Annotated in this window: 24 protein-coding genes and 1 tRNA gene; 23 read left to right on the top strand and 2 right to left on the bottom strand. The window is 63.3% G+C overall.

Features of this window, described 5'->3' with window-relative positions; genetic code table 11:
* The first annotated feature begins 160 nt into the window (after positions 1-160).
* The 3 genes from AAHS21_RS26885 to AAHS21_RS26875 are packed head-to-tail and all read left to right on the top strand — an operon-like array spanning position 161 to position 4,032.
* Entirely contained in the window at positions 161-1,279 is a 1,119-nt protein-coding gene (locus AAHS21_RS26885; RefSeq protein ID WP_342930559.1) for a hypothetical protein, read from the top strand.
* Positions 1,263-1,931, top strand: a complete 669-nt coding sequence (locus AAHS21_RS26880) for a hypothetical protein (RefSeq protein WP_342930558.1) — start codon at positions 1,263-1,265, stop codon at positions 1,929-1,931. The genes AAHS21_RS26885 and AAHS21_RS26880 overlap by 17 nt, the downstream gene beginning before the upstream one ends.
* Positions 1,924-4,032, top strand: a complete 2,109-nt coding sequence (locus tag AAHS21_RS26875) for a hypothetical protein (RefSeq protein ID WP_342930557.1) — start codon at positions 1,924-1,926, stop codon at positions 4,030-4,032. The genes AAHS21_RS26880 and AAHS21_RS26875 overlap by 8 nt, the downstream gene beginning before the upstream one ends.
* Before the next feature lie 63 nt (positions 4,033-4,095).
* Here AAHS21_RS26875 and AAHS21_RS26870 read toward each other — a convergent pair whose 3' ends face one another.
* Positions 4,096-5,268: a hypothetical protein gene (locus tag AAHS21_RS26870; protein WP_342930556.1), complete on the bottom strand. Its 1,173-nt coding sequence runs from the start codon at positions 5,266-5,268 to the stop codon at positions 4,096-4,098.
* 168 nt (positions 5,269-5,436) lie between these two features.
* Positions 5,437-5,509: transfer RNA gene (locus AAHS21_RS26865), tRNA-Arg, on the bottom strand.
* Positions 5,510-5,624: 115 nt separating this feature from the next.
* On the opposite strand from AAHS21_RS26865, the gene argS reads away from it, so the two are divergent.
* From argS to AAHS21_RS26765, 20 genes are all read left to right on the top strand, one after another.
* Positions 5,625-7,277, top strand: a complete 1,653-nt coding sequence (gene argS / locus AAHS21_RS26860; RefSeq protein ID WP_342930555.1) for an arginine--tRNA ligase — start codon at positions 5,625-5,627, stop codon at positions 7,275-7,277.
* Complete coding sequence (lysA, locus tag AAHS21_RS26855) at positions 7,274-8,692, top strand: diaminopimelate decarboxylase (RefSeq protein ID WP_342930554.1); 1,419 nt, start codon at positions 7,274-7,276, stop codon at positions 8,690-8,692. Before argS ends, lysA begins: the two co-directional genes overlap by 4 nt.
* 2 nt (positions 8,693-8,694) lie before the next feature.
* Positions 8,695-10,020, top strand: a complete 1,326-nt coding sequence (locus AAHS21_RS26850) for a homoserine dehydrogenase (protein ID WP_342930553.1) — start codon at positions 8,695-8,697, stop codon at positions 10,018-10,020.
* Positions 10,017-11,102 (top strand): threonine synthase, encoded by a 1,086-nt coding sequence (gene thrC, locus AAHS21_RS26845; protein WP_342930552.1) that lies wholly within the window; start codon positions 10,017-10,019, stop codon positions 11,100-11,102. Before AAHS21_RS26850 ends, thrC begins: the two co-directional genes overlap by 4 nt.
* Before the next feature lie 73 nt (positions 11,103-11,175).
* A complete protein-coding gene (gene thrB / locus AAHS21_RS26840) occupies positions 11,176-12,111 on the top strand; it encodes a homoserine kinase (RefSeq protein ID WP_342930599.1) in 936 nt (311 codons plus the stop codon).
* 268 nt (positions 12,112-12,379) lie between these two features.
* A complete protein-coding gene (gene rho, locus AAHS21_RS26835) occupies positions 12,380-14,290 on the top strand; it encodes a transcription termination factor Rho (protein WP_342930551.1) in 1,911 nt (636 codons plus the stop codon).
* 154 nt (positions 14,291-14,444) lie between these two features.
* Positions 14,445-14,687, top strand: a complete 243-nt coding sequence (gene rpmE, locus AAHS21_RS26830; RefSeq protein ID WP_342930550.1) for a 50S ribosomal protein L31 — start codon at positions 14,445-14,447, stop codon at positions 14,685-14,687.
* Between the two features lie 102 nt (positions 14,688-14,789).
* Positions 14,790-15,863, top strand: coding sequence for a peptide chain release factor 1 (prfA, locus tag AAHS21_RS26825; protein ID WP_342930549.1), 1,074 nt, complete (start codon positions 14,790-14,792; stop codon positions 15,861-15,863).
* A complete protein-coding gene (gene prmC / locus AAHS21_RS26820) occupies positions 15,860-16,705 on the top strand; it encodes a peptide chain release factor N(5)-glutamine methyltransferase (RefSeq protein ID WP_342930548.1) in 846 nt (281 codons plus the stop codon). The genes prfA and prmC overlap by 4 nt, the downstream gene beginning before the upstream one ends.
* Positions 16,698-17,351 carry an L-threonylcarbamoyladenylate synthase gene (locus tag AAHS21_RS26815; protein ID WP_342930547.1) on the top strand — a complete coding sequence of 218 codons (654 nt, stop codon included), beginning with the start codon at positions 16,698-16,700 and terminating at the stop codon, positions 17,349-17,351. Before prmC ends, AAHS21_RS26815 begins: the two co-directional genes overlap by 8 nt.
* 41 nt (positions 17,352-17,392) lie before the next feature.
* Positions 17,393-18,625: an MraY family glycosyltransferase gene (locus AAHS21_RS26810; protein WP_342930546.1), complete on the top strand. Its 1,233-nt coding sequence runs from the start codon at positions 17,393-17,395 to the stop codon at positions 18,623-18,625.
* Between the two features lie 224 nt (positions 18,626-18,849).
* Entirely contained in the window at positions 18,850-19,314 is a 465-nt protein-coding gene (locus tag AAHS21_RS26805) for an ATP synthase subunit I (RefSeq protein WP_342930545.1), read from the top strand.
* Complete coding sequence (atpB, locus tag AAHS21_RS26800; protein WP_096289566.1) at positions 19,307-20,065, top strand: F0F1 ATP synthase subunit A; 759 nt, start codon at positions 19,307-19,309, stop codon at positions 20,063-20,065. Before AAHS21_RS26805 ends, atpB begins: the two co-directional genes overlap by 8 nt.
* An 84-nt stretch (positions 20,066-20,149) precedes the next feature.
* Positions 20,150-20,395, top strand: coding sequence for a F0F1 ATP synthase subunit C (locus AAHS21_RS26795; protein WP_090609504.1), 246 nt, complete (start codon positions 20,150-20,152; stop codon positions 20,393-20,395).
* A 9-nt stretch (positions 20,396-20,404) separates the two neighbouring features.
* The gene (locus tag AAHS21_RS26790) at positions 20,405-20,914 is read left to right on the top strand and encodes a F0F1 ATP synthase subunit B (protein ID WP_342930544.1); all 510 of its coding nucleotides are present in this window, start codon (positions 20,405-20,407) and stop codon (positions 20,912-20,914) included.
* Positions 20,915-20,920: 6 nt separating this feature from the next.
* Entirely contained in the window at positions 20,921-22,261 is a 1,341-nt protein-coding gene (locus tag AAHS21_RS26785; RefSeq protein ID WP_342930543.1) for a F0F1 ATP synthase subunit B/delta, read from the top strand.
* A gap of 60 nt (positions 22,262-22,321) precedes the next feature.
* A complete protein-coding gene (gene atpA / locus AAHS21_RS26780) occupies positions 22,322-23,989 on the top strand; it encodes a F0F1 ATP synthase subunit alpha (RefSeq protein WP_096289563.1) in 1,668 nt (555 codons plus the stop codon).
* A gap of 6 nt (positions 23,990-23,995) precedes the next feature.
* On the top strand, positions 23,996-24,907 hold the full coding sequence (locus AAHS21_RS26775) for a F0F1 ATP synthase subunit gamma (RefSeq protein ID WP_342930542.1): 912 nt from the start codon (positions 23,996-23,998) through the stop codon (positions 24,905-24,907).
* Positions 24,908-24,930: 23 nt separating this feature from the next.
* Positions 24,931-26,379, top strand: a complete 1,449-nt coding sequence (atpD, locus tag AAHS21_RS26770; RefSeq protein ID WP_096289561.1) for a F0F1 ATP synthase subunit beta — start codon at positions 24,931-24,933, stop codon at positions 26,377-26,379.
* 30 nt (positions 26,380-26,409) lie between these two features.
* Complete coding sequence (locus AAHS21_RS26765; RefSeq protein WP_096289560.1) at positions 26,410-26,775, top strand: F0F1 ATP synthase subunit epsilon; 366 nt, start codon at positions 26,410-26,412, stop codon at positions 26,773-26,775.
* Positions 26,776-26,784 lie beyond the last annotated feature (9 nt).

Here is a 26,784-nt window from a genome sequence, read left to right as displayed (position 1 = left end):
TCTGACGCTGATTTTCAGCAGTCCGAGCGACATGACCTTCTCCGGTAGCGGCGAGGCGAGAACGAGGCGCTAGCTGTCGGACAAAACGTCCACAGAATCCGCGCTGGTGGGGCTACTGTGCTGGTGTTGTCGTCACGGCCACGCAGCCTGTGCCGCCAACATGGAGATCATCGAGGCGGTAGATGACCAGGAGGGCCCATCCTTGAGTGCGGGGGTGATAGGCAGCGGGGTCGTTTCAGGCGACCCACTTATCAGCTTCGCTGCCCATGAGGTGCGGGCGGGACATGAGGGCGCGCGAGAGGACTTCGAAAAGATGCTCGGTCAGCTCGTGCGTGCCGTCCTCCCCGGTGCGCGCATGATCGCTGCGAATCCAGGGGACTGGGGAATTGATGTACTAGTTGGTCTTCTAAGTGGCAAAGTCGCAGTCTGGCAATCGAAATTCTTCTATCCGGTTACAGCACGAGGGCATCAACAGGAAATTAGAGACTCTCTTAAAGCGGCGATTGTGGCTGCAGATCGAGAGGGACACACTATTAGCCAGTGGACGCTATGCATTCCTTCGAGTATGGATGGCCCTACAGCTTCATGGTGGGACGGTTTTAAGAGGAGAAAGCAACGGGAGCACAAGATCATCATAAATCTGTGGGATGAAACCGAGCTCCGGGGATTGCTGATCTCGCCGGACGCTATAGATGTCCGGAACCACTATTACGGAAATGCTCAGCGGACGATTCCCCACGAGACGCCGCCGGTCGCCGTTCCTGAGGAGGACGCCGCACAACTTGACCACGCCTTATTCGTAAAACAGTTGCGCGCCGCTGGTCGCCAACAAGTCGCGGCTGCAAAGCGGCAATTCTTCAACGCCGAGCTAATGGCTCGTGAGATTGTCGATAAAGGCGTGACTAGCGAGGTTGGGGCCCTGACTACCGCAGATGCAACAGTGCATAGTCTCTGGGAAGACCGCTTCAATGAATTCTCACGCGATGCCAGTGACCCTCAATTACCTGGATTGCATAACGCGGTCATGTCAGACATTCAACAGAACCACTCGCTTTTGTCGAGAGGCCTCCCTGGTGGACTGATTCACTCTCGTGGTCTCATGCACCGAGTAGTTGACGATCAGCGTGCAGGATGGATTTCGCGGTGGGAAGATGTCGCGGCGCAACACTCATCAGAGTCCAACAGCGCGGAGGCTCAGGAAGAACCACCCGAGGATCAAGCTGAGGGCGGCGTTCCAGCAATTGCAACTACCGGTATGAACAATGACAGAGCCAACTAATAGCAGCGCGCATACGAACCTGCGAGCCGGCCGCCCACTCCATGTTCCGGAAGATGATACGACCTTCAGGTTAGCGCAGTTGTTGTTATTGCTCGATACGCTTGCGCAGCAATCGCAACCAGGAATAAATCTGGAGCGACTAAGCTATTATGATTTTCTTGTAGCAAATCCGATGCTTATGATCACGGACGATAATGATCCAGATCGCACCCGACTCGTGATGGCTGGATTCGATGGACGTGCTTTGAGTTATGCGAGCCCAACCCAGCGATTCACGAACCGGCGAGAGCGCCTACAGCACGATCTGGCCATTCTTATCTCGTACAGTTTAGCTATGCCGCATGTCGAAGGGAAAGTGACATACGGGGTCACTCCCGCCGGTCATGAGTTGGCTAGCCAATTTACTGCGGTATACGCCGCCGCTTATCGTCTCTCTGCTGAAATAGTGATACGGCGGCTAACCAGGCTCAGCGATCGGCGACTTCGCGAGAATGCGCGCGAATGGATATCGATGTCACCGGAATCTTCGAGGCCGGAGGTAATTGACCTTTTGTTTGCTATTAATACGAGCGCTGCTGAGGGCGAGGATGACCCCGCTGAGACGCTAGGGACAAACTCTTCTTCTAAAGCCCCAACGACTACGAATGACTGAACAGCCAGCCAACCTTCCAGCTGTCCGTAGTGGCCAACTCGATGCCACGGGTTCGACTACAGTCCCCGTCCGTGACAACCGTGGAATTCGAATACTGCGATTGCGCCTGAAGGGCATAGAGACTGACTACGAGATTGACTTCAGAGCATCTGGTACACAGCCTCGCGGGCTCTCGATCATTGCAGGCGCGTTCAGTACTGGGAAATCGTCGATTTTGGAATTCATCGACTACTGTTTAGGCGCACGAGAACATCCGCGCCATCCAGAAGTGCTACGCAAGGTAAGAGGCGCGCTTCTTGAGGTTCTGTTAAACGGCGCGCCGCATGTCATTGAACGCGCGGTCGGGGAATCCTCGACGGTCGCTTTTGTCCGCACGGGGCAGCTTGACGACAAGGGCATTTCGACGGAAAGGCGACCAGTCCGCCCGCCAAGCGACCCCACCAGCCTGCCAAGCTTCCTGCTCAGTTTCTGCGGATTAGAAGGCGTGGAGCTGCGCGAAGCTCCGACCAAACCCGAGTCGAAGACCGACCCATTGAGTTTTCGTGACTTGATGGCTCTTTGCTACATGCCGAACGAGCGTCTGGATGATAAAAATCTGCTTTTCGAATCCTCTTTCATGAGGAATTTGAAGCTGACACAAGTCTTTGATGTCGTATTTGGCATACACGATGACAAAGCCATAATGTTAGGAAATCAAGTAAAAGAGCTAGAGACTCGTCTAATGCATGCACGCGCAGAATATGCTGCTGCTCAGGCTTTCGTTGACGAGCAAGACTTGGGCACTCGCGCTCGCGCTGAGATATTGCAAAACGAGGCCTTGCGGAGTATCAGTGAGGTTGAATCTACCTTGGCCGCCATTGATCAGTCGATTGCCGCAGCTTCCTCATTCGCAGAGAGCCTCCGGGCCCGCCATCAAGATGCTGCCCAACAAGCCCGAAATGCGGCTAGCTTGGTACGGGATCGAGAGACACAGCTCAAGCGCCTCGTTCCGCTACGGGCTCAGTATGCCGAGGATGTCTCAAAGTTGAATATGTTGGCGGAAGCGCGTCGACTGTTCGATCCGCTTCGAGTCAAGGTGTGTCCTGCCTGCCTTAGCCAGCTCGGTCGTCCTGCTGAAATCATTGACGGGCACTGCTCGTTATGCGAGTCAGAATTGGAAACAGAATCAGCCAGCACTAATGGAGATGATTCACACCCTCAATCTGAAAGCGAAGGCAGCCACAATGGTCAACAACCATTAAACTTATCCAGCGACGTTGAAGGTGCTTTTGATGTTGACTCCGAGCTGAGGGCAACGAAAGCTAGACTGGCGGAGCTTTCCGAGTATATCGAAGAGCTAGATGCTGGTCTTCCCCGTTTGTATAGAGACTTGGAGTCCGCTAGCCAGTCGGAGATAGAAGCAGCATCTGCCGTAGACCATGCTGCTAACAAGTCTGTCACACCTTTCCTCAGTCAACGCGATGACATAATGCGGCAACGTGAGGCTGCGATTACCCAAGTCGAACGCGCCCGCGCGACACTGAAAATGTATGACAGCGTTGAGCGTCGTTTGACATCGGTCGTGCGACTGGAAGCTTCAATCAGTGCATTACGCTCTGAATTATCCGCGGCCAGTAAGTCGGCAGATCGCAGCGATATTATGGCTGCGGTGAGTGCCCGATACGTCGAGATTTTAGCGACGTGGCATTATCCCAAATTGGACGAAGCATCGATACAGCGTAACCTTGTTCCATACATGCGCGGAATGAGTTACACTAACGCCTCGTCAGGGGGCCGAACGCTAATTTCGCTGGCGTGGATCTTAGCAATATTTGAACTCGCGTGGGAGCTGGGTGGTAACCATCCTGGTTTCCTAATGTTGGACAGCCCCCAGAAGAATCTTGGTTACGGCGGCGAGCGTGATTCTGAATTCGCTGACAGCGTTGCGGTGAACGATGTATACCGGCATCTTCATGAGTGGCTGGCAGCCTCAGGCCAGGGCGCACAAATCATCGTCGTAGACAATGGGCCGCCTCCATCGGCTAGCGGCGATGTAGTGATCCGATTCTCGGGGCGAGCCGAAGAGCCTCCGTATGGGCTGATCTGGGACGAGACATCGTAGCCCGTCCTCGTTGGAATGGAAGTCGCGGCGCTGGACCGATGGGGCGGCTAGTTTCGGGTCAGCTCACTTGTTGTCGTCCGACAAAACCGGCGATTCTTGCCCCTCCGTGGGCACTTTGTTTTCTTCGTCGGTAGGGGATTGTTCGACTGTCGTCGGCTGAGCCGCCGGTTCGCTCGGCACTGCCACGTTGCCGCTCGTTTCGCTGTCAGTAACAGCCTGGCGTCGCGGCCTTGTTGCGTTCTGGGGCCAACCCGAAAGGGTAACCGTTTGAACCCTCATCTCGAGTGACGTGAGAAAGATATGCGCCCCGAGAGCCTTAGTCCAATATTGCTTAAGTCCAGGACCAATCCAGTCGTCGTAATGGTTCGCCAACATGTTAGCTAGCTGCGCGTCGGGCATACCAATAGCGATATCAACGATGTGTTGCAAGTCAAGAATTGCCGCGATTCCGCGCCACCGAGACGACTTTGCGCCGCTATGAGCGTCAAGGAATCCATAGAGATCGTTGTCGTCGCCCGAGCTAAGAGCATCGAGAATGGTCTCGTAGTAATTTCGAGGTATAGGTTCTAACTCGAACTCAATTCTTCTCACTCTGACGTATTCGTCCAAAACTCGCCATCGCGAAACGATGTAATTCCAATTGCGCCGCACATAATACTTGGTTCCAAATTGTTGATCGACAGCACGTCGTCTCGCTTCAAGCGTCGTCGAATGAGATGCGAGGAAAGGTTTCAGATTAGCGATCTCGGCCAACGCTGAGTTAGGGTTGCTAGCGATCGCGGCGCGACAGGCTTGTAGGCGCTCGATAATAAGATCGTGCTCGGCTTGAAGTTGATCAGTTGCAGTAGGACGGTCTTGTCGGTGATTTACAGCCTCTACACGTTCATCGTTGCAAAATTCGTCTACCGCTTCGGCAAAATCCCGCCAAGCTGCTTTTGAGACCCGATTTACTGACGCAATTTGTGCTTCAGTTTGTATCTTTTCGGCCAAATTCGATTTGAATCTATCAATCACTACCACGGTGACCGGCACGCCGATGAGAAAGCCGGTCGCCGCTGCCAGAATATTATTCGTGTAGCCGAGACTCAACCCGTGCCACCAGGTGCGTAGCGCGCGCGGCGAGAACGCATCGAGCCATATCAGAAAGACTGAGAATGCGATCCCGCTAACAAACGAGGCTTTGAGCCAGCGCCGAGCGGTCGGTTCGAAACCGTCGAGCAAGTTGCGACCGATCACACGACAACGGTACTCACTGGGCGACACGCGGGAACGACGCGCCGGAGACGGCTGAGCAAATTTTGCCGCAGGTCGGCGGGACCAGCGAACGTCGAAGGATAGGGTGCGGCTGAGTTTCGTGCAACCCAGCAGGGCACCCAAATAGCCTGTGACCTGCGGCGGAACCTGTGCCCCCGGCAGGATTCGAACCTGCGGCCTTCTGCTCCGGAGGCAGACGCTCTATCCCCTGAGCTACGGGGGCGCTACGACTAAGTCGTCGCACCAATCGGCCCCGACAGACTAACGCATCCAGGTGGCCGCCCTGACATCGCAATGGATTCGGGGCGTAGGCGCGCTAACCAATAGGATGGACGCTCGTGACCCCCGCTGACCTGGCTGAGCTGCTCAAAGCCACAGCATCCGCGGTGCTGGCCGAGCGTGGACTCGACGCGTCGGCGCTACCGGCAACGGTCACGGTGCAGCGGCCACGCAATCCCGAACACGGCGATTACGCGAGCAACCTGGCGATGCAGCTGGGCAAGAAGGTCGGTGCGAACCCGCGTGAACTGGCCGGATGGCTGGCCGAGGCGCTGGCCGGCGCCGACGGTGTCTCCTCGGCGGAAGTGGCCGGGCCGGGCTTCATCAACCTGCGTCTCGAGGCGTCGGCGCAGGCCAAGGTCGTCGACGATGTGATCGACGCGGGCGACCGGTACGGCTACTCCGACACGCTGTCGGGCACCAAGATCAATCTGGAGTTCGTCTCGGCCAACCCGACCGGACCGATCCACATCGGCGGTACCCGCTGGGCGGCCGTCGGCGATGCGCTGGGCCGGCTGCTGTCCACGCAGGGCGCCGACGTCACGCGCGAGTACTACTTCAACGACCACGGCGCCCAGATCGACCGCTTCGCCAACTCGCTGATCGCCGCGGCCAAGGGCGAACCCACGCCGCAGGACGGCTACGCCGGCAGTTACATCAACGACATCGCCGCCCAGGTACTGCAGAAGGCGCCCGACGCGCTGGAGCTGCCCGACGCCGAGATGCACGAGACCTTCCGCGCGATCGGCGTCGACCTGATGTTCAACCACATCAAAAAGACGCTGCACGAATTCGGCACCGACTTCGACGTGTACACCCACGAGGACTCGATGCACACCAGCGGGCGCGTCGACGAGGCCATCGCCCGGCTGCGCGAGGCCGGCAACATCTACGACAAGGATGGCGCAAGTTGGTTGCGCAGCAGCGCTTTTGGTGACGACAAGGACCGCGTCGTAATCAAGAGCGACGGCAAGCCCGCCTACATCGCCGGGGACATCGCGTACTACCTGGACAAGCGTCAACGCGGCTTCGACTTGTGCATCTACATGCTCGGTGCCGACCACCACGGCTACATCGCGCGGCTCAAGGCCGCGGCGGCGGCGTTCGGTGACGATCCCGCGACCGTCGAGGTGCTGATCGGGCAGATGGTCAACCTGGTGCGCGACGGCCAGCCGGTGCGGATGAGCAAGCGGGCCGGCACCGTGATCACGCTCGACGACCTGGTGGACGCGCTCGGTGTCGACGCCGCCCGCTACAGCCTGATCCGCTCGTCGGTGGACACCGCGATCGACATCGATCTCGCGCTGTGGTCCTCTGCGTCGAATGAAAACCCGGTCTATTACGTGCAATATGCGCATGCCCGGCTCTCGGCGCTGGCCCGCAACGCCGCCGAGCTCGGCTTGATTCCCGACACCGGACATCTCGAATTGCTCAGCCACGACAAGGAGGGTGCGCTGCTGCGCACCATCGGCGAGTTTCCCCGGGTGCTCGACACCGCGGCGTCGCTGCGCGAACCACACCGGATCTGTCGTTACCTGGAAGACCTTGCCGGTGACTACCATCGGTTCTACGACTCGTGCCGGGTATTGCCCCAGGGCGACGAACAACCCACGGACCTGCATATCGCCCGGCTGGCGTTGTGCCAGGCCACGCGGCAGGTCATCGCCAACGGACTGGCAATACTCGGCGTCAGCGCCCCGGAGAGAATGTGAACGTCCATCCCGCCGGTCCCCGGCATGCCGAAGAAGTCCGTCACCCGGACAGCCCGCCCCGGCCACAGTCTCCGGAGGAGCTGCTGGGGCTGGCACCGAATGTCTGGCCGCACAACATGGTTCGCAATGACGCCGGGGTAGCTGTCATCGCCGGGGTCCCGGTGACCGAGCTGGCCCAGGAGTACGGAACTCCACTGTTCGTCATCGACGAGGACGACTTCCGCTCCCGCTGCGCAGAGATCGCGTCGGCGTTCGGCGGCGGCGCCAATGTCCACTACGCCGCGAAGGCGTTCCTGTGCACCGAGATTGCGCGCTGGATCGACGAAGAGGGCCTCTGCCTTGACGTGTGCACCGGCGGGGAACTGGCCGTTGCGCTGCACGCCAACTTCCCGCCGGAGCGAATCACCCTGCACGGCAACAACAAATCTGTCGCGGAGTTGACGACCGCGGTCAAAGCCGGTGTGGGCCACATCGTCGTGGACTCGATGACCGAAATCGAGCGCCTCGAAACCATCGCGGGGGAGGCCGGCGTCGTCCAGGACGTCTTCGTGCGACTCACGGTCGGCGTCGAGGCACACACCCACGAGTTCATCTCCACCGCGCACGAGGACCAGAAGTTCGGCCTGTCGGTCGCCGGCGGCGCGGCGATGGCTGCGGTGGAGCGGGTGTTCGCGACCGATCACCTGCGGCTGGTTGGCCTGCACAGCCACATCGGTTCGCAGATCTTCGACGTGGCCGGATTCGAGCTGGCCGCACGCCGAGTCCTCGGCCTGCTGCAGGAGGTCGTCGCGGCGTTCGGGGTCGAAAAGACCGCGCAGATCTCCACCGTCGATCTCGGTGGCGGCCTTGGCATTTCGTACCTGGCCTCCGACGACCCGCCGCCGATGTCCGAACTCGCGGCCAAGCTGAGTGCGATCATCAACAACGAGGCCGCGGCCGTGGGTCTGCCCACGCCCCGGCTGGTGGTCGAGCCGGGACGCGCCATCGCCGGACCGGGGACCATCACGCTCTACGAGGTCGGCACCGTCAAGGACGTCGAGGTCAGCACGACGGCCATCCGGCGCTATGTCAGCGTCGACGGCGGCATGAGCGACAACATCCGCACCGCGCTCTACGACGCGCAGTATGACGCCCGGCTGGTGTCCAGAGTCAGCGACGCACCGGCGGCGCTGGCCCGCATCGTCGGAAAGCACTGCGAGAGCGGCGATATCGTGGTGCGCGACGCCTGGGTGCCCGGCGACCTGGGGCCGGGGGACCTGCTCGGGGTGGCCGCGACCGGCGCCTACTGCTATTCGCTGTCGAGCCGATACAACATGATCTGCCGGCCTGCCGTGGTCGCGGTTCGCGATGGGCGGGCGCGGGTGATCCTGCGCCGCGAGACGGTCGACGATCTGCTGAGTCTGGAAGTGAGGTGACTGTGTCGGGTAATGCAAAGCCAGTCGGCGTAGCGGTACTCGGGTTGGGCAACGTCGGCAGCGAAGTGGTCCGCATCATCGAGGAGAGCGCGGACGACCTCGCGGCCCGGGTCGGCGCTCCCCTTGCGCTGCGCGGCATCGGGGTACGGCGCGTCGCTGATGACCGCGGTGTGCCCGTCGAACTGCTCACCGACAACGTCGAAGAGCTGGTCTCGCGGGAAGACGTCGACATCGTCGTGGAGTTGATGGGTCCGGTCGAGCCGTCGCGCAAGGCAATCCTGGCCGCACTTGAGCACGGCAAGTCGGTCGTGACTGCCAATAAGGCACTGTTGGCCACCTCGACCGGCGAACTGGCTCAGGCAGCCGAAAACGCGCATGTCGACCTGTATTTCGAGGCGGCGGTCGCGGGCGCGATCCCGGTGATCCGTCCGCTCACCCAGTCGTTGGCCGGTGACACGGTGGTCCGGGTGGCCGGCATCGTCAACGGCACCACCAACTACATCCTGTCCGCGATGGACAGCACCGGAACCGACTACGACAGCGCCTTGGCCGACGCCAGTGCGCTGGGCTACGCGGAAGCCGATCCCACCGCGGACGTCGAAGGCTACGACGCGGCGGCCAAGGCCGCGATCCTGGCGTCCATCGCCTTCCACACCCGGGTGACCGCCGACGACGTCTATCGCGAAGGCATCACCAAGATCACCCCGGCCGACTTCGCGTCCGCGCACGCGTTGGGCTGCACGATCAAGCTGCTGTCGATCTGCGAGCGCATCACGACCGACGATGGCCAGCAACGGGTTTCGGCGCGCGTCTACCCCGCACTGGTGCCGCTGGAACATCCGCTGGCCACCGTCAACGGCGCTTTCAACGCTGTGGTGGTGGAAGCCGAGGCGGCGGGCCGGCTGATGTTCTACGGCCAGGGGGCCGGTGGTGCGCCGACCGCATCCGCGGTGACCGGTGACCTGGTGATGGCCGCTCGCAACCGGGTGCTGGGCAGTCGCGGGCCGAAAGAGTCGAAATACGCCCAGTTGCCGATCGCACCAATGGGTTTCATCTCCACGCGCTACTACGTGAGCATGAACGTCGCGGACAAGCCCGGTGTGTTGTCCTCGGTGGCGGCCGAATTCGCCAAGCGCGAGGTCAGCATCGCCGAGGTCCGTCAGGAAGGCGTCGCGGACGAGGGCGGGCGGCGCGTGGGGGCGCGCATCGTGGTGGTCACGCACAGCGCCACCGATGCCGCACTATCGGAAACCGTTGATGCGCTGGCCGATTTGGACGTCGTGCAGAGTGTGGCAAGCGTGCTGAGACTGGAAGGAACCAGCATATGAGCACGCCGCGCACCGCCGTCCACAAGCCCTGGCCGGGCCTGATCGCCGCCTACCGCGACCGGTTGCCGGTCGGCGCCGACTGGACGGCGATCACACTGCTCGAGGGTGGCACGCCGTTGATCCCGGCCACCCGGCTGTCGGAGCAGACCGGCTGCACGGTCCACCTGAAGGTGGAGGGGCTCAACCCCACCGGCTCCTTCAAGGACCGGGGCATGACGATGGCGGTCACCGACGCCGTGGCGCGCGGACAGCAGGCTGTGCTGTGCGCATCCACCGGAAACACCTCGGCGTCGGCGGCGGCCTATGCGGCGCGCGCCGGCATCACCTGCGCGGTCCTGATACCTCAGGGCAAGATCGCGATGGGCAAGCTCGCGCAGGCGGTTATGCACGGCGCCAAGATCATTCAGATCGACGGCAACTTCGACGATTGCCTAGAGCTGGCCCGCAAGATGGCCGCCGACTTCCCGACAATCTCGTTGGTCAACTCGGTCAACCCGGTGCGTATCGAGGGCCAGAAGACGGCGGCGTTCGAGATCGTGGACGCGCTGGGCACCGCGCCCGACATCCACTCGCTGCCCGTCGGCAACGCCGGCAACATCACCGCGTATTGGAAGGGCTACACCGAGTACCACCAGGACGGCGTGTTCGAGAAGCTGCCGCGCATGCTGGGCACCCAGGCGGCCGGAGCCGCACCGCTGGTGCACGGGAAACCCGTCAAGAACCCCGAGACCATCGCCACCGCGATCCGGATCGGTTCGCCGGCGTCGTGGACGGCCGCCGTTGCGGCTCAGGAGCAATCCAATGGCCGCTTCCTGGCGGCGACCGACGAGGAGATCCTGGCGGCCTACCACCTGGTGGCCGAATCCGAGGGCGTGTTCGTCGAGCCCGCCTCGGCGGCCAGCATCGCGGGCCTGCTCAAGTCTGTCGAAGACGGCTGGGTGCCCCGCGGGTCGACCGTGGTGTGCACGGTCACCGGCAACGGTCTGAAGGACCCCGACACGGCGCTGAAGGATATGCCGAGCGTTTCCCCGCTGCCGGTGGATCCTGTACTAGTCGTCGAGAAGTTGGGACTCGCGTCGTGACGATCGCAAGCGCGGCGAAGCCGGGCGAAGCGGGTCGGCACGCATTAGATCCGAGCGCTGGCCGGTGAATCAGCTGCTGCCCGCCGGGCTGGTGGCCAGCGCCGTGGTGTCGGCGTCCAGCGCCAATCTTGGGCCGGGTTTCGACAGCATCGGTCTCGCATTGAGTCTGTACGACGAGATCGTGCTGGAGACAACCGATTCCGGCTTGGTCGTCGAGGTCGAGGGAGAGGGCGCCGGCCAGGTGCCGCTGGGGCCCGAGCACCTGGTGGTGCGCGCCATCGAGCGCGGGCTACAGGCCGCCGGGGTCCGTGCGGCCGGCCTGGCGGTGCGCTGTCGCAATGCCATCCCGCATTCTCGCGGTCTCGGGTCGTCCGCGGCGGCGGTGGTCAGCGGCCTTGCCGCGGTCAATGGCCTTGTCGCGCAGACTGATTCCACCCCATTCAACGAGGCTCAGCTGATCCAGCTGTCCTCGGAGTTCGAGGGTCACCCCGACAATGCCGCGGCCGCGGTGCTGGGCGGCGCGGTGGTTTCGTGGACCGAGCGGGCCGACGACGCGCCGGCTTACTCGGCCGTCCCGCTGGCGCTGCACCCCGATATCCGCCTGTTCTGCGCGATCCCCGAGGAGCGGTCATCGACCGCCGAGACGCGGGTACTGCTGCCCGCCCAGGTCAGCCACGAGGATGCACGATTCAACGTCAGCCGCGCCGCGTTACTGGTGGTCGCGCTGACCCAACGCCCGGATCTGCTGATGGCGGCCACCGAAGATGTCCTTCATCAGCCGCAACGGGCCCCGGCCATGCCGGCGTCGGCGGAATATCTGCGGCTGCTGCGGCGTCTTAATGTGTCAGCGACGCTTTCTGGGGCGGGTCCGTCCGTTATCGCATTGACTACCGAGTCGGAGTTGCCTTCGGAGGCGTTGGACTGCGGCGTTGCCCATGGATTCACCATCACCGAGGTGACGGTCGGCGAAGGGGCTCGCTGGAGCCCCGGTGTCACAGTCGCACGCTAATCCACAAGCTCACCGGAGGGTTTGCTTGCTTCGAGCACAGATGCGGGTTATCCTCGGCATCGTCCAGCAATCGCAGCATCTGCATCTGCATACATACTGCCTTGCCGCTGGGATAACACCAATTCTTCTCGTGGACGAGGTTCGCCGTTTTCTCCGCCATCCCAGGCGATCACCGTTGCAGAGTCGATGATTGGGTGCACTCGGCAATTTGGCTGAATGCGACGAACCCCTCGTATGACGTGATCAACGAGGGAAAGAAAGGAAATCCGTGACTGATACGGACCTGTTCACGGCTGACGAGAGTACCGACAGCAATCAGCTGCCGAACGCCGTGACCACCGACACTCCGGACGTGAAAACCAACGTTTCGGCCGGCTCCCTGTCCACCATGGTGCTGCCCGAACTGCGTGCGCTGGCTAATCAGGCCGGCGTCAAGGGCACGTCGGGGATGCGTAAGAACGAACTTATTGCCGCGATCAAGGAAATCAGGGGACAGACCAACGGCAAATCCGCCGCCACCCCGTCCGAGGACACCGGCAAGTCCGAACAGGACAAGAACCAAGAGAAAACTGCCGCCGAAGAACCGACTGCCCAAGGGGAACAGAAGGATTCGGCGAACGAGGGCAGCCAGCGCCGGGAACGGCGCGGCGCCTCCCGCGAAGCGGGATCGGCCCCCCGCACCGCCGACGAGGCGGACGGCGAGGGCTCGGCGAGCCGCAACGGCACCGCTGCTCGCGAGGCCGACAAGCGCGACGGCGGCCAAGCCGACAAGCGCGACGGCAACCAGGCTGACAAGCGCGACGCCGGCCAAGGCCAGGGCAACAAGGAATCCAAGAACGACGACCGCGGATCAGATTCCGGCGATCAGCAAGGCTCGGGCAGCCAGCAAGGCCGCGGCGCCTCGAACCAGCAGGATGACGACGGCGACGGCCGTGGGGGCCGGCGTGGCCGCCGGTTCCGTGACCGCCGGCGTCGCGGTGAGCGCTCCGGCGAGGGCGGCGGCGGTGGCGAGGCCGAACTGCGTGAGGATGACGTCGTTCAACCGGTAGCCGGCATTCTTGACGTCCTCGACAATTACGCCTTCGTGCGCACTTCGGGATATCTGGCCGGCCCGCACGACGTCTATGTGTCCATGAATATGGTGCGCAAGAACGGCCTGCGCCGCGGCGACGCCGTGACCGGCGCGGTGCGGGTGCCCAAAGAGGGCGAGCAGCCCAACCAGCGGCAGAAATTCAATCCGCTGGTTCGCCTGGACAGTGTCAACGGTGGACCGGTCGAAGACGTCAAAAAGCGTCCCGATTTCCAGAAGTTGACGCCGCTCTACCCCAATCAGCGGCTGCGCCTGGAAACCACCCCCGACCGGCTGACCACGCGGGTCATCGATCTGATCATGCCGATCGGTAAGGGTCAGCGTGCCCTGATCGTGTCGCCCCCCAAGGCCGGTAAGACCACGATCCTGCAGGACATCGCCAACGCGATCACCAAGAACAACCCGGAATGCCACCTGATGGTCGTGCTCGTCGACGAGCGACCTGAAGAGGTCACCGACATGACGCGTTCGGTGAAGGGCGAGGTCATCGCCTCGACCTTCGACCGGCCGCCGTCAGACCACACGTCGGTCGCCGAGCTGGCGATCGAACGCGCCAAGCGGCTCGTCGAGCAGGGCAAGGACGTCGTGGTGCTACTGGACTCGATCACCCGCCTGGGCCGCGCGTACAACAACGCGTCACCCGCGTCGGGCCGCATCCTGTCCGGTGGTGTCGACTCCACTGCGCTGTACCCGCCGAAACGCTTCCTCGGTGCGGCGCGCAACATCGAGGAAGGCGGATCGCTGACCATCATCGCCACGGCGATGGTCGAGACCGGGTCCACCGGTGACACGGTTATTTTCGAGGAGTTCAAGGGCACCGGCAACGCCGAGCTCAAGCTGGACCGCAAGATCTCCGAGCGTCGGGTGTTCCCGGCGGTCGACGTCAACCCGTCCGGTACTCGCAAGGACGAGCTGTTGCTCTCGCCCGACGAGTTCGGCATTGTGCACAAACTGCGCCGCGTGCTGTCGGGTCTGGACTCCCACCAGGCCATCGACCTGCTGATGTCGCAGCTGCGCAAGACCAAGACCAACTACGAGTTCCTGGTCCAGGTGTCCAAGACGACACCGGGGAACATGGACAACGACTAGCGTCCCAGGCTGACCGCCGCCGGGAATGCGCGGGCGTATCTCGCTGTTTGGGCTGATGTAGGTTGACCTGGCATAATCGACGGTCGACTACCCCCAAGGACCAGTTCAGGTCCCAGGAGTTCGCGCCGGGGCGACAACGATCGAAGAGGACATCATGAAAGCTGACATTCATCCCGCCTACGGGGAGACCACCGTGCTCTGCGGTTGCGGTAACACGTTCCAGACGCGTAGCACCAAAGACGGCGGTCACATCACCGTCGAGGTTTGCTCGCAGTGCCACCCGTTCTACACCGGCAAGCAGAAGATTCTGGACAGCGGTGGCCGCGTGGCGCGCTTCGAAAAGCGCTACGGAAAGCGTAAGGGCGGAGCCGACAAGGCCGAATCGGCCGACAAATAGCTGCCTTACCGACGCCCGAACTGTGCACGAAGCTGCGCAGGCCGGGCGTCGGTTCGCGTTTGCGGTAAATAAGCTCGGTGGGACCGGGGGAGGAGGTGTGAGATGACGCAGCCGGTACAGACGATTGACGTGCTGCTTGCCGAACACGCCGAACTGGAGCGGCGACTGGCCGACCCTGAGCTGCACAGCAATCCCGACGAGGCTCGCAAGGCCGGACGCCGATTCGCTCGGTTGGCCCCGATCGTCGCGACGCATCGCAAGCTGGCGGCGGCCCGTGGCGACCTGGAGGCCGCGCGCGAGCTGGCTGCCGACGACGCGTCGTTCGCCGACGAGGTCGTCGAACTGGAAACGCGGGTCGCCGAATTGGACACGCAACTGACCGACATGCTCGCGCCGCGCGACCCGCATGACGCCGACGACGTCGTGCTCGAGGTGAAATCCGGTGAGGGCGGGGAGGAATCGGCGTTGTTCGCCGCCGATCTGGCCCGGATGTACATCCGCTACGCCGAGCGGCACGGCTGGACCGTGACGATGCTGGACGAAACCACCTCCGACCTAGGTGGCTACAAGGACGCGACGCTGACGATTGCCAGCAAGGGTGACTCGGCCGACGGGGTGTGGTCGCGGCTGAAGTTCGAGGGCGGTGTGCACCGCGTGCAGCGCGTCCCCGTGACGGAATCCCAAGGGCGCGTGCATACTTCGGCCGCGGGCGTGCTCGTCTACCCGGAACCCGAGGAGGTCGGCGAGGTGCAGATCGACGAGTCGGATCTGCGCATCGACGTCTACCGCTCGTCCGGCAAGGGCGGGCAGGGCGTCAACACCACCGACTCGGCGGTGCGGATCACCCACTTGCCCACCGGGATCGTGGTGACCTGCCAGAACGAACGATCGCAGCTGCAGAACAAGATTCGCGCCATGCAGGTGCTGGCCGCGCGCCTGCAGGCGCTCGCCGAGGAGCAGGCGTCGGCCGACGCGTCGGCGGACCGCGCGAGCCAGATCCGCACGGTGGACCGCAGCGAACGAATCCGGACCTACAACTTCCCAGAGAACCGGATCGCCGACCACCGAATCAACTTCAAGGCGCACAATCTCGACCAGGTCCTCGACGGCGACCTGGATGCGTTGTTCGACGCATTGAGCGCCGCCGACAAACAGGCCCGGTTGCAACAGGCATGACCGTCCTGCGGCGCGCAATCGACTCTGCTGCGGCGGTGCTCGCCGAGGCCGGAATAGATTCTGCGCGTTGGGATGCCGAGGAATTGGCCGCTCATGTGGCAGGTGCCGAGCGCGGTCGGCTGACCTTGATCGAGTCGATCGATGACGAGTTCGTGGTGCGATACCGCGACATCGTCGCCGCCCGCTCGCGGCGAGTGCCGTTGCAGCATCTCACCGGAACCGCGGCGTTCGGACCGGTCCTGCTGCACGTCGGCCCCGGCGTCTTCATCCCGCGCCCGGAGACCGAGGCAATTCTGGAGTGGGCCATCGCGCGGCGGCTCGGCGCAGCGCCGGTGATCGTCGACTTATGCACGGGATCCGGTGCGTTGGCGGTGACATTGGCCCGGCATCGGCCGGCGGCGCGGGTGATCGCCATCGACGATTCCGATGCGGCCCTGGACTATGCGCGGCGTAACGTCGAGGGCACCGCGGTCGAGCTGATCCGCGCCGACGTCACCGAGCAACGCCTGCTGCCCGAGCTGGACGGACGAGTCGACCTGATCGTGGCCAACCCGCCTTACGTACCGGATGACGCTGCGCTGGATCCCGAAGTCGCCCAGCACGATCCGCCACGCGCGGTGTTCGGCGGCCCGGACGGCATGACCGTGATCAGTGCGGTGGTGGACCTCGCTGGACGCTGGCTGCGTCCCGGCGGCGCATTCGCCGTCGAGCACGACGACACCACCTCGTCGCGGACTGTCGAATTGATCAAGTGCACAGGTCTTTTCGAAGACGTCCGGGCGCGGCAAGATCTCACCGGCCGGCCAAGATTCGTGACCGCCTGTAGGAGCGCCCGTGACTGAGGTGTTCAATTGTGCTGAGCCCGAACAGCGTTCGGCTGGAATCAGCTCGGCTGTTGGAGCGCTCAAGGGTGGCCGACTGGTCGTGATGCCGACCGACACCGTGTACGGCATCGGCGCCGACGCGTTCGACAACACCGCGGTGGCCGCGCTGCTGGCGGCAAAGGGCCGCGGGCGCGACATGCCGGTCGGCGTGTTGGTGGGTTCGTGGCACACCATTGAGGGCCTGGTGTACACGATGCCGGACGGGGCCCGCGAATTGATCCGCGCGTTCTGGCCCGGTGCGCTGAGTCTGGTTGTGGCCCAAGCGCCATCGCTGCAGTGGGATCTCGGGGATGCCCGTGGCACGGTGATGCTGCGGATGCCGTTGCACCCGGTGGCGATCGAGCTGCTGCGAGAGGTCGGGCCGATGGCGGTATCCAGCGCCAACGTCTCCGGTCACCCGCCGGCGGTGAACGCCGTCGAGGCGCGTGACCAACTCGGCGATCTCGTCGATGTCTATCTCGACGCGGGACCCTCGCAGCAGCAGGCGGCCTCGACGATCGTTGACCTCACCGGCGACACTCCGCGCCTGCTGCGCGCCGGACCGGTAAGCGTCGAGCGCATCGCGGAAGTGCTTGGAATGGACCCGGGACGGTTGATCGCCTAGCGGCGCAGCGGTGATGAAGCGAGACCTCAGGTCTCAGGAAGGTGGCGTACGGTCTCGTGGTGTCCAGCGACCCAGCCAGCAATCTCGTCAGCGTTGCCGCTGGTCTGCACACCCTGTCCGACCGTGGCGCCGGGGTCCCGCTGCGCGAGCTGGCGTTGGTCGGGCTGACGGCCGCGATCATCACCTACTTCGTGACCGGACCGGTGCGGGTGCTGGCCACTCGTTTAGGCGCGGTCGCCTACCCACGCGAGCGCGATGTGCACGTCACGCCGACCCCACGCATGGGCGGGCTGGCGATGTTCGTCGGTGTTCTCTCCGCGGTGTTCCTGGCATCCCAGCTCCCGGCGCTCACCCGCGGTTTCGTCTATTCCACCGGCATGCCAGCGGTTCTGGTGGCGGGTGCGGTGATCATGGGCATCGGACTCATCGACGACCGCTGGGGCCTGGACGCCCTGACGAAATTCGCCGGCCAGATCACCGCGGCCAGCGTGCTGGTCACGATGGGTGTCGCATGGAGCGTGCTGTACATCCCGTTCGGGGGTGTCGGCACCATCGTGCTGGACCAGGCGTCGTCGATCCTGCTGACGCTGGCGCTGACGGTGTCGATTGTCAACGCGATGAACTTTGTCGACGGGCTCGACGGGCTGGCGGCCGGGCTGGGGCTGATCACCGCGCTGGCGATCTGCGTGTTCTCGGTCGGTCTGCTGCGTGACCATGGCGGCGACGTGCTGTTCTATCCGCCGGCCGTCATCTCGGTCGTACTGGCGGGGGCCTGCCTGGGCTTTCTGCCCCACAACTTCCATAAAGCCAAGATCTTCATGGGCGACTCCGGCTCGATGCTGATCGGCTTGATGCTTGCTGCCGCGTCCACCACCGCGGCCGGACCGATCTCGCAAAATGCCTACGGTGCCCGTGACGTCTTTGCTCTGCTGTCACCGTTCCTGCTGGTGGTCGCGGTGATGTTCGTGCCGATGCTCGACCTGCTGTTGGCCATCGTGCGGCGCACCCGTGCGGGCCGCAGCGCATTCAGCCCCGACAAGATGCATCTACACCATCGGTTGCTGCAGATCGGCCATTCGCATCGCCGGGTGGTACTGCTCATCTATTTGTGGGTCGGCATCGTCGCGTTCGGCGCCGCCAGCACGATCTTCTTCAACCCGCGCGATACCGGCGCGGTGATGCTGGGCGCGATCGTGGTTGCCGGCGTCGCGACGGTAATTCCGCTGTTGCGCCGCCGCGACGATTACCCGGACGAGGACTACGACGGGCAGTAGTAGTGCCGCTGACCTTGTGGTACGGTGCTGGTAGAACCCCAAAAAGAATCGTGAGGGTTGCCGGCCAGTCGGCCCGCCGGATCGTTTTCCGACCGTGCCGATCGACGACCGACGCAGGGAGATACCCCTTGAGTGAATCCCCTGTGACGTGCGATACGCTCGGCGGGCTACCGATCAGTCGGTCGGAAGTTTTCCGCTCCGCCAACCCGGATTGAGGTGCTGCAGTGACGACACCAGCGCAGGACGCGCCGTTGGTGTTTCCGTCTGTTGCATTCAATCCGTCTCGGCTCCTGGTGGTTTGCGGTGCGATCACCGCGGTGGCGGTAGCTGGGGCCGCTTTCTCGGGTCATCTGATGGTCGGAGTGTTCTTCGGCGTCGGACTGCTGCTGGGTTTGCTCAACGCGCTGCTGGTGCGTCGCTCCGTTGCGTCGATAACGGCGAAAGAACATCCGATGAAAAGCTCGATGGCGCTGAACTCGGCGACTCGGCTGGCGATCATCACCGTCATCGGCCTGATCATTGCTTACATTTTCCGGCCCGCCGGCTTAGGCGTGGTGTTCGGCTTGGCCCTGTTCCAGGTGGTGTTGGTGCTCTCGACCGCCCTGCCGGTCTGGAAGAAGCTGCGCGCCGGCGACTGGGCGGAGCCCGCATCCGAAGGTACCGAAAGAGGGAACACCAGCGATGAGTGAGACGAGGTTCCTGGCCGAGGGCGCAATCGAGGTCGGCGAGCACACCCATGCCACCTGGCTTGGGCTGACCGTCAACACCGACACGATCCTGTCGACCGGGATCGCCGCTCTGATCGTCCTGGCACTCGCCTTCTACCTGCGCGCGAAGATCACCTCGACCGGGGTGCCCAGCGGAGTCCAGTTGTTCTGGGAGGCCATCACCGTCCAGATGCGCGACCAGATCGAGGCGGCCGTCGGGATGCGGATCGCGCCCTTCGTCCTGCCGCTGGCGGTCACCATCTTCGTGTTCATTTTGATCTCCAACTGGCTGTCGGTGCTGCCGCTGCAGTACACCGACAAATCCGGGCGCACCACCGAGTTACTCAGCTCGGCGGCCGCGGACATCAATTATGTACTCGCACTGGCTCTTTTCGTATTCGTCTGCTACCACGTGGCCGGTATCTGGCGACGCGGCATCGTCGGGCACCCGCTCGCGGTGCTCAAGGGCCACGTGGCGTTCCTGGCTCCGATCAACCTCGTCGAAGAACTCGCCAAGCCGATCTCGTTGTCCCTGCGACTTTTCGGCAACATCTTTGCCGGCGGCATCCTCGTCGCGCTGATCGCGCTCTTCCCGCCTTACATCATGTGGGCGCCTAACGCGATCTGGAAAGCGTTCGACCTGTTCGTCGGCGCGATCCAGGCGTTCATCTTCTCGATCCTGACCATCCTGTACTTCAGCCAAGCCATGGAGATCGAGGATCACCATGACTGAGACCATCTTTGAATCGGCCTGAGCCACACACGATTACAGAAGCCTGGTAGACAACTACCAGTTATAAGGAGGATAAGAATGGCCCTGGACCCCCAAGTCGCTGCCGCTGCACTCATCGGCGGTGGAATCATCATGGGCGGCGGCGCAATCGGTGCCGGTATCGGTGACGGTATTGCCGGTAACGCGCTGGTTGCGGGTATTGCCCGTCAGCCGGAAGCGCAAGGCCGGTTGTTCACGCCGTTCTTCATCACCGTCGGTCTGGTTGAGGCGGCGTACTTCATCAACCTGGCCTTCATGGCGCTGTTCGTCTTCGCCACCCCCGTCGGCTAGTTCGCAGTGATGGGTGACGCGAGCCGCAGCGTTCTGGCGTCCAGCCAGTCAGTAGCCGAGGGAGGCAACAACTTCCTCGTCCCCAACGGCACTTTCTTTTTCGTGCTGGCGATCTTCTTGATCGTGCTGGCCGTCATCGGCACGTTCGTCGTGCCGCCGGTCATGAAGGTGTTGCGCGAACGCGACGCGATGGTCGCCAAGACCGCCACCGACAACAAGAAGGCGAACGAGCAGTTCGAGGCCGCCCAAGCCGATTACGAGAACGCCATGAGGGAAGCCCGGGTCGAGGCGTCGTCGTTGCGCGACAACGCCCGGGCGCAAGGTCGTAAGGTCGTCGAGGACGCGCGGGCCAAAGCCGAGCAACAGGTCGCTTCGACGGTGCAGACGGCAGCCGAGCAACTCAAGCGCGAAAGGGACGCTGTGGAATTGGATCTGCGTGCCAACGTGGCAACCATGTCGGCAACGTTGGCCAGTCGCATCCTCGGCGTCGACGTCACAACCACTGCCGCGACAAGGTAACTATCAATGTCGACGTTTATCGGGCAGCTGATCGGATTCGCCGCCATTGTTTTCTTGGTGGTGCGTTATGTCGTGCCGCCAGTACGCAATTTGATGGCCGCTCGTCAGAACACGGTGCGCCAGCAATTGGAAGACGCGGCCAAGGCTGCCGACCGGCTGACGGAATCCACTACCGCCCATAGCAAGGCAGTGGAGTCCGCGAAGTCAGAAGCCGAGCACGTCGTCGAAGAAGCCAAGACCGACGCCCAGCGCATCACCGAGCAGTTGCGCGCGCAGGCCGAAGTCGAGGCCGAACGCATCACGGGACAGGGTGCTCGCCAGGTAGAGCTGCTGCGGGCCCAGCTGACCCGTCAGCTTCGCCTGGAGCTTGGGCACGAATCCGTGCGCCAGGCAAAGGAATTGGTACAGACCTACGTCGCCGATGCGACGCAGCAGTCTGGCACCGTGGATCGGTTTTTGGACGAACTCGAGGCAATGGCGCCGGCGTCGGCGGAGGTCTCCTACCCGCTGATGACCAAGATGCGTTCGTCGAGTCGCGAAGCGCTGCGCAACCTGTCGGACCGGTTCACCATCATTGCCAAAGATCTTGACAAACCCGGACTTTCGAAGCTGTCCAGCGAACTGGTGTCGGTGGGCCAGCTGCTCGACGAGGAGATCGTCGTCACCCGGTACCTGACCGTGCCGGCTGAGGACGCGGCACCGCGGATCCGGCTGCTCGAGCGGCTGGTGTCCGGCAAGGTCGGCGACGCCACGCTCGAGGTGCTGCGCGCGGCCGTCTCGCAACGTTGGTCTGCCAACGCCGACTTGGTTGACGCGATCGAACACATGTCACGCCAGGCGCTGCTGGAGGTTGCCGAACGCGACGGAAAGGTCGACGAGGTCGAAGACCAGTTGTTTCGGTTCTCCCGGATTCTGGACGCGCAGCCGCGGCTCTCGATTCTGTTGGGCGACTACGCAACTCCGGCCGAGAAGCGGGTGGAGTTGCTGCACAAGGTGCTCGACTCCAGCGGCAGTGCGGTCAATCCGCTCGTCGTCGCGCTGCTGTCGCAGACCGTCGAGCTGCTCCGGGGTGAGCAGGCGGAAGAGGCCGTGCAGTTCCTGGCGGAAGTTGCGGTGGCTCGCCGCGGTGAGGTCGTCGCCGCGGTCCGCGCAGCCGCCGAGCTCAGCGATGCCCAGCGCACCCGTCTCACCGAAGTTCTCAGTCGTATTTACGGGCATCCGGTGACGGTTCAGCTAGAGATCGATGCCGACCTGTTGGGCGGGTTACTCATCGCTGTCGCCGACGAGGTGATCGACGGGTCACTCTCGTCGCGTCTGGCCGCAGCCGAGGCCCAGTTACCCGACTAACCCGAATCAGCCACCACCACCCCCGCGAACGCCGGAAATCAAGTAGGAAGACGAAAAGCCATGGCCGAGTTGACAATCTCCGCTGATGACATTCAAAGCGCGATCGAAGAGTACGTAGGCTCCTTCACCTCCGACAGCTCCCGCGAGGAGGTCGGCAGCGTCGTCGACGCCGGTGACGGCATCGCGCACGTCGACGGCTTGCCCTCGGTCATGACGCAGGAGCTGCTGGAGTTCTCCGGCGGCGTCCTCGGCGTCGCGCTCAACCTCGACGAGCACAGCGTCGGCGCGGTGATCCTGGGTGACTTCGAGAAGATCGAGGAAGGCCAGCAGGTCAAGCGCACCGGCGAGGTCCTTTCGGTGCCCGTCGGTGACGCGTTCCTGGGTCGGGTGGTCAACCCGCTCGGCGAGCCGATCGACGGCCAGGGCGACATCGAGACCGACACCCGTCGCGCGCTGGAAATCCAGGCGCCCTCGGTGGTTCAGCGGCAAAGCGTCAGCGAGCCGCTGCAGACCGGAATCAAGGCCATCGACGCGATGACCCCGATCGGCCGCGGCCAGCGTCAGCTGATCATCGGCGACCGCAAGACGGGCAAGACCGCGGTCTGCGTCGACACCATCCTCAACCAGCGGCAGAACTGGGAAACCGGCGACGAGAAGAAGCAGGTGCGCTGCGTTTACGTCGCCATCGGCCAGAAGGGCACCACGATCGCCTCGGTGCGTCGCGCTCTGGACGAGGGTGGCGCGATGGACTACACCACCATCGTCGCGGCGCCGGCATCCGACTCCGCCGGGTTCAAATGGCTTGCGCCGTACACCGGTTCGGCCATCGCGCAGCACTGGATGTACGACGGCAAGCACGTGCTGATCGTCTTCGACGACCTGAGCAAGCAGGCCGAGGCGTACCGCGCGATCTCGCTGCTGCTGCGCCGCCCGCCGGGCCGCGAGGCTTACCCCGGTGACGTGTTCTACCTGCATTCGCGGCTGCTCGAGCGCTGTGCCAAGCTGTCCGACGAGCTCGGTGGCGGTTCGATGACCGGCCTGCCGATCATCGAGACCAAGGCCAACGACATCTCGGCTTACATTCCCACCAACGTCATTTCGATCACCGACGGCCAGTGCTTCCTGGAATCCGACCTGTTCAACCAGGGTGTACGCCCGGCCATCAACGTCGGTGTCTCGGTATCCCGCGTGGGTGGCGCGGCGCAGATCAAGGCCATGAAGGAAGTGGCCGGGTCGCTGCGTCTGGATCTGTCGCAGTACCGCGAGCTGGAAGCGTTCGCCGCGTTCGCCTCCGACCTGGACGCTACCTCCAAGGCGCAGCTGGACCGCGGCGCCCGGTTGGTGGAATTGCTCAAGCAGCCGCAGTACCAGCCGTTGCCCGTTGAGGAGCAAGTGGTTTCGATCTTCCTGGGCACCGGCGGCCACCTGGACTCGGTGCCCGTCGAGGATGTCGGCCGCTTCGAAACCGAGCTGCTGGACCACATGCGGGCCTCCGAGGAGAAGTTCCTGACCGGAATCCGGGATAGCGGAAAGCTTTCCGAAGAGGCCGAGAGCCAGCTTGAGGAGATCATCAAGAAGTTCAAGAAGGGCTTCGCCGCTACGGGTGGCGGGTCGGTGGTGCCGGACGAGCATGTCGAGGCTCTCGACGAAGAGGACCTGGCCAAGGAGTCGGTCAAGGTCAACAAGCCGGCGCCGGAAGACAAGAAGAAGCAAGAGAAGAAGAAGTAGTACTCGATGGCTGCCACACTTCGCGAGTTGCGCGGACGGATCCGTTCCGCCGGTGCGATCAAGAAGATCACCAAAGCCCAGGAGCTGATCGCGACATCGCGTATCGGTAAGGCTCAGGCTCGGCTTCAGGCTGCTCGCCCGTACACCGAAGAGATCACCAACATGCTGACCACACTGTCCAGCGAGGCAGCGCTCGATCATCCGCTGCTGGTCGAACGGCCCGAGCCCAAGCGGGCCGCCGTGTTGGTGGTGTCGTCGGACCGCGGTCTGTGTGGCGCCTACAACTCCGGTGTCTTCCGCCGCGCCGAGGAGCTGTTTTCCCTCCTGCGGGAGGAAGGCAAGACTCCCGTGCTGTACGTAGTCGGCCGTAAAGCACTGGGCTACTACAGTTTCCGCAACTGGACCATCACCGAATCGTGGACCGGCTTCTCGGAGCAACCCACGGTGGAGAAGGCTGCCGAGGTTGCCTCGACGCTGGTGGATGCGTTCATTCCCGGCAGCGAAGGCAGCGACGACGAATCCCAAGGTGTCGACGAGTTGCACATCGTCTACACGGAATTCAAGTCGATGCTGTCGCAGTCGACGACCGCCCACCGGATGGCGCCGATGGTCGTCGAATACGCCGAAGAACCCGAGGCGCTGCACACGTTGTATTCGTTCGAGCCCGATGCGACAACACTTTTCGATGCGTTGTTGCCGCGGTATGTGACCACCCGCGTGTACACCGCGCTCCTGGAATCCGCGGCGTCGGAGCTGGCGTCGCGCCAACGGGCAATGAAGTCGGCCACCGACAACGCCGACGACTTGATCAAGGCCCTGACGCTGATGGCGAACCGTGAGCGGCAGGCCCAGATCACCCAAGAGATCAGTGAAATCGTCGGTGGCGCAAACGCACTCGCCGACGCCCGAGCCAAATAGCACCACGAGGAAGCGAAGAAAATATGACTGCGACTGCCGAAAAGAAGAAGTCGACCAATACCGACACCAACGGCCGCGTGGTGCGGATCACCGGTCCGGTCGTCGACGTCGAGTTCCCGCGCGGCTCCGTCCCGGAGTTGTTCAACGCGCTGCACGCCGAGATCACCTTCGAAGAGCTCAAGAAGACGCTCACCCTCGAGGTCGCACAGCACCTCGGCGACAACCTGGTCCGCACCATCTCGCTGCAGCCCACCGACGGACTGGTGCGCGGCGTCGCCGTCACCGACACCGGGGCCTCGATCTCGGTGCCGGTCGGTCAGGAAGTCAAGGGCCATGTGTTCGACGCGCTGGGCCGCTGCATGGACGAGCCGGGCTACGGAGAAGACTTCGAGCACTGGTCGATTCACCGCAAGCCGCCGCCCTTCGAAGAGCTCGAGCCGCGTACCGAGATGCTCGAGACGGGCCTCAAGGTCGTCGACCTGCTGACCCCGTACGTGCGTGGTGGCAAGATCGCGCTGTTCGGCGGTGCCGGCGTGGGCAAGACGGTGCTCATCCAGGAGATGATCAACCGTATTGCCCGCAACTTCGGTGGTACTTCGGTGTTCGCCGGCGTGGGGGAGCGCACCCGTGAGGGCAACGACCTGTGGGTCGAGCTCCAGGAAGCCAACGTGCTCAAGGACACCGCGCTGGTGTTCGGTCAGATGGACGAGCCGCCCGGCACCCGTATGCGGGTGGCGCTGTCGGCGCTGACGATGGCGGAATGGTTCCGCGACGAGGCAGGCCAGGACGTGCTGCTGTTCATCGACAACATCTTCCGGTTCACCCAGGCGGGCTCCGAGGTCTCGACGCTGCTCGGTCGGATGCCGTCCGCGGTGGGTTACCAGCCCACGCTGGCCGACGAAATGGGCGAGCTGCAGGAGCGCATTACCTCGACGCGTGGTAAGTCGATTACGTCGATGCAGGCCGTGTACGTGCCCGCCGACGACTACACCGACCCGGCGCCGGCCACCACGTTCGCCCACCTGGACGCCACCACCGAGCTGTCGCGTTCGGTGTTCTCCAAGGGCATCTTCCCGGCGGTGGACCCGCTGGCGTCGAGCTCGACCATCCTCGACCCCAGTGTCGTCGGTGACGAGCACTACCGGGTGGCGCAGGAAGTCATCCGAATCCTGCAGCGCTACAAGGATCTTCAGGACATCATCGCGATCCTCGGTATCGACGAGCTGTCGGAAGAGGACAAGCAGCTGGTGCAGCGGGCGCGTCGCATCGAGCGGTTCCTGTCCCAGAACATGATGGCGGCCGAGCAGTTCACCGGTCAGCCGGGTTCGACGGTCCCGCTGAAGGAGACCATCGAGTCGTTCGATCGCCTGACCAAGGGTGAGTTCGACCACGTGCCCGAGCAGGCGTTCTTCCTGATCGGTGGTCTCGACGACCTGGCCAAGAAGGCCGAGAGCCTTGGCGCCAAGCTCTAGGGACTCCGACGAGTCGAAAGGTGGTGCGGCATGGCTGAATTGAACGTTGAGATCGTCGCCGTCGACCGAAAGATCTGGTCGGGTGAGGCAACGTTCTTGTTCACCCGCACCACTGTCGGCGAGATCGGCATCCTGCCCCGGCACATCCCGTTGGTGGCCCAGCTGGTCGACGACGCCATGGTGCGCGTCGAGCGCGACGGCCAGGACGACCTGCGGGTCGCGGTGGACGGTGGATTTTTGTCGGTGACCGAGGAAAGCGTCACCATTCTCGCCGAGTCAGCCGAATTCGCCTCGGAGATCGACGAGGCCGCGGCCAAGCAGGATTCCGAGTCCGACGATCCTCGTGTTGCCGCTAGGGGCCGCGCCAGATTGCGCGCCGTCGGCGCAATCGACTAGCCGCCCAGG

The organism is Mycobacterium sp. 050272, assembly GCF_039023525.1.
In the GTDB taxonomy this organism is placed as follows: Bacteria; Actinomycetota; Actinomycetes; order Mycobacteriales; family Mycobacteriaceae; genus Mycobacterium.
Note: the sequence above shows the minus strand (reverse complement) of the source record. Positions and strands in the feature narration are given on the sequence as shown.

Coding starts and splice junctions, on each gene's coding strand:
- prmC (WP_342930548.1), top strand. CDS start 15,860: ATGACCGTCCTGCGGCGCGCAATCGACTCTGCTGCGGCGGTGCTCGCC.
- atpB (WP_096289566.1), top strand. CDS start 19,307: ATGAGTGAGACGAGGTTCCTGGCCGAGGGCGCAATCGAGGTCGGCGAG.
- thrC (WP_342930552.1), top strand. CDS start 10,017: ATGAGCACGCCGCGCACCGCCGTCCACAAGCCCTGGCCGGGCCTGATC.
- AAHS21_RS26885 (WP_342930559.1), top strand. CDS start 161: ATGGAGATCATCGAGGCGGTAGATGACCAGGAGGGCCCATCCTTGAGT.
- atpA (WP_096289563.1), top strand. CDS start 22,322: ATGGCCGAGTTGACAATCTCCGCTGATGACATTCAAAGCGCGATCGAA.
- AAHS21_RS26880 (WP_342930558.1), top strand. CDS start 1,263: ATGACAGAGCCAACTAATAGCAGCGCGCATACGAACCTGCGAGCCGGC.
- AAHS21_RS26765 (WP_096289560.1), top strand. CDS start 26,410: ATGGCTGAATTGAACGTTGAGATCGTCGCCGTCGACCGAAAGATCTGG.
- prfA (WP_342930549.1), top strand. CDS start 14,790: ATGACGCAGCCGGTACAGACGATTGACGTGCTGCTTGCCGAACACGCC.
- AAHS21_RS26790 (WP_342930544.1), top strand. CDS start 20,405: ATGGGTGACGCGAGCCGCAGCGTTCTGGCGTCCAGCCAGTCAGTAGCC.
- AAHS21_RS26785 (WP_342930543.1), top strand. CDS start 20,921: ATGTCGACGTTTATCGGGCAGCTGATCGGATTCGCCGCCATTGTTTTC.
- atpD (WP_096289561.1), top strand. CDS start 24,931: ATGACTGCGACTGCCGAAAAGAAGAAGTCGACCAATACCGACACCAAC.
- rpmE (WP_342930550.1), top strand. CDS start 14,445: ATGAAAGCTGACATTCATCCCGCCTACGGGGAGACCACCGTGCTCTGC.
- AAHS21_RS26775 (WP_342930542.1), top strand. CDS start 23,996: ATGGCTGCCACACTTCGCGAGTTGCGCGGACGGATCCGTTCCGCCGGT.
- AAHS21_RS26875 (WP_342930557.1), top strand. CDS start 1,924: ATGACTGAACAGCCAGCCAACCTTCCAGCTGTCCGTAGTGGCCAACTC.